Annotated in this window: 8 protein-coding genes and 1 pseudogene; 7 read left to right on the top strand and 2 right to left on the bottom strand. The window is 60.0% G+C overall.

Annotation, left to right across the window (positions count from 1 at the left end):
- Window positions 1-139 precede the first annotated feature (139 nt).
- The 3 genes from ACZYOF_RS39685 to ACZYOF_RS39675 are packed head-to-tail and all read left to right on the top strand — an operon-like array spanning window position 140 to window position 2,690.
- Entirely contained in the window at window positions 140-490 is a 351-nt protein-coding gene (locus ACZYOF_RS39685) for a hypothetical protein (protein WP_463719155.1), read from the top strand.
- Window positions 487-1,299, top strand: a complete 813-nt coding sequence (locus ACZYOF_RS39680; RefSeq protein WP_463719154.1) for a hypothetical protein — start codon at window positions 487-489, stop codon at window positions 1,297-1,299. The genes ACZYOF_RS39685 and ACZYOF_RS39680 overlap by 4 nt, the downstream gene beginning before the upstream one ends.
- A complete protein-coding gene (locus ACZYOF_RS39675; protein WP_463719153.1) occupies window positions 1,296-2,690 on the top strand; it encodes a radical SAM protein in 1,395 nt (464 codons plus the stop codon). Before ACZYOF_RS39680 ends, ACZYOF_RS39675 begins: the two co-directional genes overlap by 4 nt.
- 286 nt (window positions 2,691-2,976) lie before the next feature.
- Here ACZYOF_RS39675 and ACZYOF_RS39670 read toward each other — a convergent pair whose 3' ends face one another.
- A complete protein-coding gene (locus ACZYOF_RS39670; protein ID WP_463719152.1) occupies window positions 2,977-3,303 on the bottom strand; it encodes a hypothetical protein in 327 nt (108 codons plus the stop codon).
- 116 nt (window positions 3,304-3,419) lie between these two features.
- On the opposite strand from ACZYOF_RS39670, the gene ACZYOF_RS39665 reads away from it, so the two are divergent.
- Window positions 3,420-4,385: a trypsin-like serine peptidase gene (locus ACZYOF_RS39665; protein ID WP_463719151.1), complete on the top strand. Its 966-nt coding sequence runs from the start codon at window positions 3,420-3,422 to the stop codon at window positions 4,383-4,385.
- A gap of 93 nt (window positions 4,386-4,478) precedes the next feature.
- On the opposite strand, the gene qhpG is transcribed toward ACZYOF_RS39665, so the two are convergent.
- Window positions 4,479-5,909, bottom strand: coding sequence for a flavin-dependent monooxygenase QhpG (gene qhpG, locus ACZYOF_RS39660; RefSeq protein ID WP_463719150.1), 1,431 nt, complete (start codon window positions 5,907-5,909; stop codon window positions 4,479-4,481).
- A gap of 193 nt (window positions 5,910-6,102) precedes the next feature.
- Here qhpG and ACZYOF_RS39655 point away from each other — a divergent pair, with 193 nt between their 5' ends.
- The 3 genes and pseudogenes from ACZYOF_RS39655 to ACZYOF_RS39645 form a co-directional block, all read left to right on the top strand.
- Window positions 6,103-7,638 carry a hypothetical protein gene (locus ACZYOF_RS39655; RefSeq protein WP_463719149.1) on the top strand — a complete coding sequence of 512 codons (1,536 nt, stop codon included), beginning with the start codon at window positions 6,103-6,105 and terminating at the stop codon, window positions 7,636-7,638.
- A gap of 1 nt (window position 7,639) precedes the next feature.
- A complete protein-coding gene (locus ACZYOF_RS39650; RefSeq protein ID WP_463719148.1) occupies window positions 7,640-7,888 on the top strand; it encodes a hypothetical protein in 249 nt (82 codons plus the stop codon).
- Window positions 7,889-8,280: 392 nt separating this feature from the next.
- Window positions 8,281-9,873: pseudogene (locus ACZYOF_RS39645) on the top strand (hypothetical protein); the annotation flags it as partial.

Here is a 9,873-nt window from a genome sequence, read left to right as displayed (position 1 = left end):
AGCTTGTCACTATCGCAAACCGCCGCTTGCAGCATCAGCTGCAGGCCGCTTAAACTCTAACCCCTGATGAGCCAGAGCCTCCCTTCTCGAAAAGCTTGATCTGTCTCAAATTATCTGACGACGGACAATCGATGGCCGGGTGAACATCGCTCATACCCTGGTGACCCAGGATTCCAACGATACCGGCCGCGCCTTCGCGCCCATCATCGCTGCGTCAATTGTTGACAATCTCGCCGTCCGCAGCCTGCACGAGCGCGTATACACGGCGCTGAAAAGCGGCAGCGCGCCGTGGTTCGATCAAGTCCTTCGCCGTCCGGAAGAGGTCGGCGACTTGTCCGACAAGGGCCGGCGAAAGATGCCGCCGATGTTGCGTGGCGCAGAGAGTCGCTGTCTGGCGCTGACCCGCCGGCAAATCGACAAGGTCGAGAAGGCCGCGACCCAGCCATTGTTCCACAACAACGGCAAGCCAGATGCGGGAGACCAGTCATGAAGATCGATCCGCGGAACCGGATGGCGCAGCTCCTGCATCGGTCCACGGGAAACCCGTCGAACTCGCTGCCGAGCACCGCCATCTCAAACTGCTTTCCCGGCCTGGAATTCGACTTCAAGGCGTTCTGGCGGCGTGCGTTCGTCGGCATCGTGCTGCAGGAATGGGACAACTACGTAGTCGAGATCGAAGATCCTCGTTACGACGGTCTCAAGCATCATCGGCTTCTCAAGGTGGACGGCAAAGACATCATGACGCGCGTCACCGGGCCCCATATTCCCGGCGGCAGCAACACCGTGCTGGTTGCCTCGACGAACTCTTCCGGCACCCTGGCGATGGAATGGTCGAACGCTCTAGCATTCGTCATGAGACGGCAGGGCCACGCGGTAAAGTGCCATTTCACCATGGAACCCTCGGACGCGATGCCCGACATGCCCAAAGCGTCGACCGAACTGCTTGAGGTCGATTTGGTGGTCCGCAGAATGTTTGACGGCGAGTCCGCGGCTCACGCCAAGGATCTGCTGCATCCCGGCGAACTGACACAGGGCCTTTGCTCGCCCTGGCAACACGATTACCGCGAATGCGCCTGTTACTACTGGCCGGCAAGCCGTCCGGATTACGTCAACGTCGAGCCGACGCCGGATGGCTTGAGCCGGGGTGACATGTGGCTCGCCAAGGGCGATCCACGGCCCGGTGAATATATTCTCGATGACCGCGCCGACACGCGATTGGTGACTTACGACGAGCTATTTGAGAATTGGGAGAAATGGCTGCGCTTCGCGATCAAGGGCCGCGATGCGGACCGATCATGACGCTGTCAGAGATCAATACTCCTGGCGTCGGCGAGTCATACAACAGGAGTCGTAGCGAGGCGCTCCACGCGGGATCACGGCCGCGCTCGCGGCACGCGCATTGGCAAAACCTGAATGACGGCGGCCAGCTCCTGGTCGTGAACGGCAGCCAGATCTACGAGGTCGATCGCGAGGTCATCGAGCGGCTCGACGCCGCCGCGCCGTTCGGCGATGCGGCGGTCGAACGCGTGCTTGAGGCGATCGGGGTGCTTTCGTCCCCCCGTATCGACGACACTCCACTGGAAGCGCCGCCGCTGCACGCGCTTTCGCTCGCTGTCGCACAGAAATGCAATCTTGGTTGCACCTATTGCTATGCCGACCAAGGCAAATTCGGCGGCGCGCCAAAGGACATGACCCTTCAGACCGCGCTTCGATCGGTGCAGCTCCTTGTCGATGGCGCCGAACCCGGAGCGCGGGTGAATTTGGCTTTTCTGGGCGGCGAGCCGCTGGCAAACCGCACCGTCCTGCGCGCCGCCACCGAACACACTCTAGTGCTCGCTCAACGGCGCGGCATTGGCGCGACGTTCTCGATCACCACGAACGGGACCTTGCTGACCGAGGATGACGCCGCCTTTTTCGAGCGGCACGGCTTTGCCGTGACGATCAGCCTCGACGGGCTGCGGGACGTTCACGATCGCCAGCGTCCGTTCAGGAATGGCACCGGCAGCTTCGACCGCATTATGGAGCGCGTCCGACCCTTGCTCGCCGCACAGCGGAAAATGCAGGTATCCGTGCGTGCCACGGTGACGCCCGGAAACAACAATCTGCGCGAGCGCCTAGATTATTTTCTCGGCTTGAACTTCCACTCGGTCGGTTTCTCGCCGGTGCTGCATGCATCGGCTCGAGACCGGGAACTGTCGGCCCGCGAACTGGAAGATTTCCTGGCAGCGATGGTCGATTGCGGCGCCGAGTTCGAGCGACGGTTGCTGCGCGGCGAGCGCTATGCGTTCACGAATGTCATCAATGCCTTGCGCGAGGTCCATCGTGGCACGCACCGGCCCTATCCGTGCGGCGCCGGCGCGGGATATCTCGGCGTATCCGCCGAAGGTGACCTTGCCGCCTGCCATCGCTTCGTCGCCGACGAGGCTGGCCGGATGGGTAATCTCTCGACGGGAGTTGACCAGGCGGCACAGACGCGATGGCTAGCCGAACGGCACGTCCATCATCAAGTGCCGTGCCGCGACTGCTGGGCACGTTATCTTTGCGCCGGCGGCTGTCATCACGAGGTCATCGCTCGCGGCCGGCCGGCCTGCGACTATATCCGGGGCTGGTTGCATTATTGCCTTCAGCTCTACGCGCGAATTTCTCACGCGCGCCCGGATTGGTTTGAGGCTTCCGCCACAACAACGTAGAGCCGCAACGATGATTAGTACTTGCGCTGATGCCTGAATTCGTTATCATTCAATTCTAGCGTGATCATCTAAATTTGTGCATTCTGTAGTAGATTTTGGTTATTGGTGGTGCAGCCGGCGTTGATGAAGTCCCGTGCTCCACTTTGACCGGTGCTTCCAGAACCGGCGAGAGCCGGACGCGAGGATTGCCAGGAACGGCGGTCGTCTCGGCCTGCGACGGTTGGCGGCCGTTCTGGCCAGTAATCAGGGTGACCGCTTCCGCTTAAGCTGTATTCGGACGCCGGTATCAGCGTTCGAAGCTGTGGACTTCCATGCGATATCCAAGACGCAGTTTGAGGTGAAATATCCGACCAGCCCCCGGAGACCTCGTGGTGAGCGTGAGCATTTTCTGCGGAGGTTGTGATTTGAGTATGCCACTTGAGATCTCTACGTCCTCGATGCACCCGCACTGCATCAGCCAGTCCACCAGGTGCTTTATCGCGTTGTCGAAATTCGGATCACTGTCCGTGTGCATCGATTCATCGACCGACACCACTCCGACAAGGGTCGCCATCGCGACCTTGACATCGCCCTCATCGATGGCCCGGCAAAATTCATCACGCGCCTCGGACATCGCTCACCTCCGGCCTTATCGAGGGCGGCAACGAGAGATACTCGCTGCCAGCACACGAAAACTGTTCGGACGATTACCCAAGCATAACACGGCCATTGTACCAAGGAGCAACGACGATGACTGATCATCTGGATTTGGATAAAGTTCCGACGTCCGACATCAGGGCCGAACTGCATGTGAGGGCCAAATCGGCAGCCAAGAAGACGGCCACCCTCGACGCCGCCCCGGCGTCTCCCCTTGCGTCCGCCTCCACCGGCGCACTCGTCAAGACGCTGCTCGATCAGGAAAAGGTTATCTACGGCGTAGATGATCGAAAGGATTTCTTCGAGTTCAAGTCCAACGCCAAGGTTCGCGAACTCGCCAATTCCGTTGTGGCTCTCTTCTTCGACACCGCTGTCACCGACAATGGCGATGGGACATCGACACTGCGGACCCAGCCTTTCGGTCAATCCCGGGGATTGTGTTCCGGAGAGCGATTTTTCGATCAGCCGATTGGCGCTTTTTGCTCCGGCTTTCTCGTCGGCCCCGATCTTATCGCGACCGCCGGCCACTGCGCGAACGCCGGAAATGTCACGACGATACTTTTTGTCTTCGGCTTTCGGATGGAGGATGCAAATACTCCCGTAACGCGTATCCCCAACAAGGACATCTATCGCGGAAAAGCTATGTTGGGCCGCGAAGAACAAGGTGCCGGAGCGGATTGGGGGCTGATCCAGCTGGATCGGCCGGTGACGGACCGGGCTGTTCTCCAGGTTCGCCGGACCGGTCGTATTGCGGACACCGCGGCGGTTTCCGTCATCGGGCATCCGACCGGCCTCCCGGTCAAATTTGCCGACGGCGCCAACGTCAGAGACAATACGCCGAGCGCTTTTTTCGTGGCGAACCTTGATAGCTACGGTGGAAATTCGGGATCGCCAGTGTTCGGCGCCAATCATGAGGTGGAAGGCATTCTGGTGCGCGGAGAAGCGGACTTTGTCTCGAACGGCACATGCAACGTCTCGAAGGTATGCCCGTCGAGCGGCTGCCGGGGGGAGGATTGCACGCGCATTGCCGAACTGATCGATCTCATACCAGTGGCGTGATGAGACCGCGCTTCGGCTGGGTATCTGTGCGGCCGCCTGACGCGAGGCGGTGTCGGATCGGGGTTTGGTTTTCGGCTCCCGATCCGGCGGCTGTTACGCACTCGGCGCGACCGGCTCGAGAATCTGGTTGTTCAGCATCCACGCTGCGGCGCGCCGAGCCTGTGCGGCAGGCATTTGCCTGGACCAGGCCGTCAGGATTCCCTCAAGGTCCACGGCAAACGGCACCGGTCGCAGCAGGTCGTCGATTCCAGCGCCTTCGAGGAAGGCGACTGGACGTCCCAGCGAAGGATGTAGCAATGCGGCGTGCGACTGAATTTCATCGCCGACGACGCATGGCTCTTCGATCAGCCGGACCTGATCCGAAACTCTGATGCGAGTCCCGAGGGAGATCGGATTTGATTTGACGGCTGGAGGCAACGAGCTTCCCTCCGGCTGGTATTTCGCTCCAACGGCCCTGGTGGCCCAGAAGGAATGATGGCGAAATCGCTCGACTGCAGCATAGAAGTTCGACGACCACTGGATGTGAGCGGCGACAGCCTCCTGACTTCGGTCGCGGTAGAAGCGTTCGCACATCGCCGCGCGCTCCGGCCTCAGCATCGTGGTATGCAGACCGAGCGCCGCAAACAGACCGGTCTGCATCGCTTTCTCGACGCCCGTCGACGACAGCGGATCCAGGGCAAAATTTGCCTCCCCAACACGGATCAGTGCCCGGCCGATGGGATGCTGGTCATAATAAGCGCTTGCATCGCACAGGGTAAGCGGGTTCACCGCCGGCGCGCTCGCCAAGTCCGCAAGAAGGTCGCTCTTCGCCAGATATGAACGCCAGAGCGTCTCCAATTTGCCGGGCCGCAAGTGCCGGATCGACTCCGGGTCAAGGAAAACCATCGTGCTGAGCAATCCGCTGGGTATCGGCGCTGCCCAGCACCACCCATCGCTAAGCGCTTCCACCAGCGTTGCGCGCGGGAGATTGCGCCCATCAAGGTGACCGCAAAGCGCTACGGTCCGCGGAGAGAGTCGTCTCCGGCTGCGACGGAAAAAGCCTTTGCGTCCGGTTGCGTCGACAACGAAGGCTGCATTGAGTTTGTACGGCCGTCCATCGACGACAAGCTCAATATGCCAGCCGTCGGTTGCCTGGTTGGTGCTGCGGACCTGCGCTGGTTGGAATACCCGGGCGCCGGCTGCCGCCGCGGCCTGCAGCAGGACGGTATCGAACACGGCGCGATCGACCATCAGCCCGGTGTCGCGCTGACCTTTGGCCAACCGCTCTGTATCGGGGGTCGCCCAGCGCAGCCGCGTCTCTTCTGGTTCGGCCAATTCCAGCGCAAGAATGCTGTCCCTTAAGCCCAGCACATCAAGGATGGGATAAGCTCCCGGCGTCAGCGATTCACCGACATGCGGGCGGGGAAACACGCAACGTTCGATGACGCAGACCCGGTATCCGAGTTTTGCGAGGCGCAACGCCGTGACCGCGCCGGCAGGCCCTCCGCCGACGATGCAAACGTCATACCTCGCATCCAGGCTCATCGCTTCGCTCGCCGACGATGGCAATCTGCCCGGATTTTGTTTGCTTCAGCCAAAAAAGCCATTTGCATGATTGATAGCAGGTCTCGACGATGCAACTATAGGGTAAGCATATCGATATTTCCAACCCTTATGGGATATCTGCTTCATTTCTCCGCGTGCAAGAATTGCGCGCTCCAGTTCGAGGTGGCCGTCTATGGACAAGGTGATTGTTTCCAACAAGCGTGCGTTGACAGGAAAATATACCGCAGATGGCCTTGCGAAGATCGAGGCGGCGATCGTGCGCCTTGTGGCCGCGGATAGTGGCCGGGGAATCAAGACCGGCCGAATCTACATCGATGCGACGGATGACATGACTAGTGTCGGAGACCCCGTCGTCAACGCCCAGGACGAAATCGGAGCGAAGAAAGCCGTCGACGCAATCGCGCGCGCATTCAATCCCGATTATCTGGTGCTGCTCGGCGGTCCGGACATTGTGCCCCACATCAGCCTGGATAATCCAACATTCCAGGACGGGGACCTTAATGTACCCAGCGATCTGCCCTACGCCTCTTCCGCCCCGTACAGCCGCAAGATCGACGATTTTCTTGGCGCTGCGCGGGTGGTGTCTCGAATTCCCGGGCCCGCCGGCGGCAATGATCCGGATTTCCTGACAAAGCTGCTGGACCAATCCAGCATTCATGCGCGCCGTCCTGCCGAAGATTACGCATCGTATTTCGCCATATCGGCCGACGCGTGGACGGATTCCACCCAGATGAGCCTCAATCAGATATTCGGAAATTTCACAGCGCTCAAGCTTGCGCCGCCGGCAACCCATGCCGCCATCGATCCCGATCTCGCGAAGCGGGCGCATTTTATCAATTGCCACGGTCAGGCCCTCCAGCCGAAATTCTTCGGCGAAAAGGACCGGCGATTTCCGATTTCAATCGAGAGCTCAAAGCTGGCCGGCAACATACAGCCCGATACCATCGTGGCCGCCGAATGCTGTTACGGCGCCCAGTTGTATGACCACATTCTGGCCGGACGCGATCAGCCGATCTGCCTCAGCTACCTGGAGAATGGTGCAATCGGATTCGTCGGCAGCACTAACATCTCCTACGGTCCGGCGGAGGCGATCGGCGCCGCCGACTTGCTGGCCCAGTTTTTCTGGATCAATCTGCTCAAGGGCCAGTCGCTGGGCCGCGCGTTCCTGCAGGCGAGGCAGGAATTCGTTCAACGGGAGCGGATGTCCGATCCGGCAAATCTGAAAACCATCGGCCAGTTTATCCTGCTTGGGGATGCGTCGGTTCATCCCTGCTCATTGCCTCAACATGTCGCTGCCAGCCTGAGCGTCGGGGTGGTCGATGCGGCAACGCAACGCAAGGCGGTCCGGCTGGCGCTCGCCAGCAACGGACGGTCAGTCATGGATTCGGCATCGATGATGGGTAAGCCCGTGACCTCGAGGAGCCGGCTCGCAGGACATGCCGGTCTAATGGAAAAGGTTCGGGAACTGGCGGGCCAGCATGGATTGGAGAATCCGCAAGTCGCCTGCTATCGGGTTTCAGGCGGAAAGGTATTCATGGGTTCGGTCAAGTCGATGGCGGCCGAACCCCTGGTTACGGTCGCGATCGAGACCAGAAAGAATGAGGAGGGCGTGTCGGAGGTCCCGGAGGTCCGACTTCTGGTCGCCCACGCGCTACGTAAGGATGGCGAGATTGCAATTTCGTTCTTGAGGACCTATGTCAGCCGGTAAGATGGGTATCGAACCGGTCGATCTCGAAGGCGATGTGGCAATGGAGACGGTCGCTCCCGGCTCCAAGAGCGAGCGTTCGGCCGTTACCTTGCGGACCTCGGCGGGGAGTACCTACATCCTGCAGACCCAGGACGGCCCAGGGTATGGAATTGACGAGGCTTTGCAAGGGCTTGTTGGCCGGCGGATCCAGGCGTCGGGCATCGCGTCCGACCGCAATTTGATCCTCAAAAAGTGGATGCTTCTGGATTGATCGGCCAATCGAGGCGCCGCGATCCCTGCCCCCACCGGTCGGTATCGCTCGATCTGAACACGACTTTCTCCCCCGCTCTGAATTTGTTGGTAACGGTGCGCTCTTTTCGCTCGAATCCCCCACCGTTCGCGGACCAGCCTTGAACTAGGAATTGATCCCGGGAGGCTCGTGGGAGAAACTGCGAGGGTACGCGTCCGCTAACGCAATGTCAGCACGTCCCGGCTTTTGAGTTGGCAGGGCTGTAACGCGTTCTGTGGAACAGGAGGTCGGTGGTTCGAGCCCACCCAACTGTACCAAGATTGCGGATAACTCCGCGTTCTCAGCATCTTACTGATAGACCAGCAGTATTTGCGCCGCCTAAAATACAAAAGGCTGCACAAATGGCATTGCGAATGGTCGCGCTCAACAGACTTCATGACAATCGATGGTTCGCCCGCAAGGTCGTCCCCGTGGACGTTCGCGAGGACTACCAACGCCTGTACGGCGTGAAGCGCGAGGCCCATCTGAAGCTGCCAGCCGACACGCCCCGACATGAAGCCAAGGCCCGCTTAGGAGAGTGGGAGGCCGAGGTCGAGACCCGCATTGCTACCCTGCGGGCCCAAAGGAATGGCGAGGGCCAGCCACTTACAAGGCTCAACGCAATCGCGCTCGCGGGTCGTTGGTACAATTGGTTCGTGAAGCTGCACGAGAATGACCCTGGACCGGCGAAGCGCTGGAGGGAAATGAGTGATCACCTCGTGTGGGATGTGATTTATCCCGAGGCGCCCGAAAGCTACCACGATAACCCCAAGGCCGATCCCCACTGGGAGTGGCAGAAGGAGCCCGAGGTTCGCGAAGCGGTGAGGCCGCAGGTCGCGGAGTTGGCGCGAGTGGCGACATTTCTTGCCAGTGAGGGTAAGGCGCTGAACGCCTCCGCCTATGCGCTCTTTGTCGATGCTGTTAGCGACAATCTCCTGCTTGCCATAATGTTGCTGGAACGGCGCGCCAGCGGCGACTACTCCCGTGACGATACTCCGGACAGCTTCCCAGCGTTCACCGATGGGCGGTCGCGAGCTACAGGCATCAGCTGCTGGGATTTGTTCGAAGCATTCGTGAAGGCCCTTAAGCCCGCAGATAACACTGTGCAGCGCTGGCGTGCCGTATTTCTTGAGATGCAGCGTCATTTTGCGAATGTCGGTGCCGATGGGATCACCGAGGAGGCCGCACGTTCCTGGGTGAGAGGCTTGGTTACCGAGGAGCGTTCCGCGACTACGGTGCGTGAAGTGTGGCTTTCGTCATCGCGTCGCGTGTTTGGTTGGGGCGCGGAGCAAAAGCACGTCAGAAAAAATTTATTCGTTGACATCAAGGTGCATGTTCCGAGGAAACTCCGGAGCCGCGAGACAAAGGCTTTCACCGAGGAAGAAGCGCGCACGGTCCTGACGGCCGCATTGGCTGTCAAGAACCCCAAGACACCTTTGGACCGAGCTAAACGGTGGGTGCCTTGGCTCTGCGCGTATTCTGGTGCGCGTGCGGGCGAGGTCACGCAACTCCGTGGCGATGACATAGAGCAGCGCGGCAGCTTCCATTTCATGAAGCTCATGCCAGATGCGGGCACGATCAAGACAAGGAAGACGCGCGTTGTGCCGCTCCATGAGCATCTGGTCGCCCAAGGGTTCCTTGATATGGTCCGTTCGGTTGGGAAGGGCGCACTATTTTACGACGATAAGACACGGCACCGTGCGAGCAGTGATCCAATGAACCCCAGTCGGAGCAGGGCGGGCAACGTTCGGGGAGAGTTGGCGGAGTGGGTGCGAGAGCAAGGCGTAACCGACCCGGAGCTGAGCCCAACGCACGCATGGCGGCACACGTTTAAGCAAATCGCTGAACCTCCTCCGAATGAGTGGACACCTGTAGTAGGCTCATTGAGCCCGGAGGTGTTGAATGGAACGTCAACGTCGGTCATTTACCGAAGAATACAAGCGCCAGACCGTCGAGCTGGTGTTGTC

The organism is Bradyrhizobium sp. LeoA1Lang (genome assembly GCF_055413685.1).
Note: the sequence above shows the minus strand (reverse complement) of the source record. Positions and strands in the feature narration are given on the sequence as shown.

Excerpts from the sequence above, each read along its gene's own strand:
- ACZYOF_RS39670 (WP_463719152.1), bottom strand. The coding sequence starts at position 3,303 with ATGTCCGAGGCGCGTGATGAATTTTGCCGGGCCATCGATGAGGGCGAT.
- ACZYOF_RS39680 (WP_463719154.1), top strand. The coding sequence starts at position 487 with ATGAAGATCGATCCGCGGAACCGGATGGCGCAGCTCCTGCATCGGTCC.
- qhpG (WP_463719150.1), bottom strand. The coding sequence starts at position 5,909 with ATGAGCCTGGATGCGAGGTATGACGTTTGCATCGTCGGCGGAGGGCCT.
- ACZYOF_RS39650 (WP_463719148.1), top strand. The coding sequence starts at position 7,640 with ATGGGTATCGAACCGGTCGATCTCGAAGGCGATGTGGCAATGGAGACG.
- ACZYOF_RS39655 (WP_463719149.1), top strand. The coding sequence starts at position 6,103 with ATGGACAAGGTGATTGTTTCCAACAAGCGTGCGTTGACAGGAAAATAT.
- ACZYOF_RS39665 (WP_463719151.1), top strand. The coding sequence starts at position 3,420 with ATGACTGATCATCTGGATTTGGATAAAGTTCCGACGTCCGACATCAGG.
- ACZYOF_RS39675 (WP_463719153.1), top strand. The coding sequence starts at position 1,296 with ATGACGCTGTCAGAGATCAATACTCCTGGCGTCGGCGAGTCATACAAC.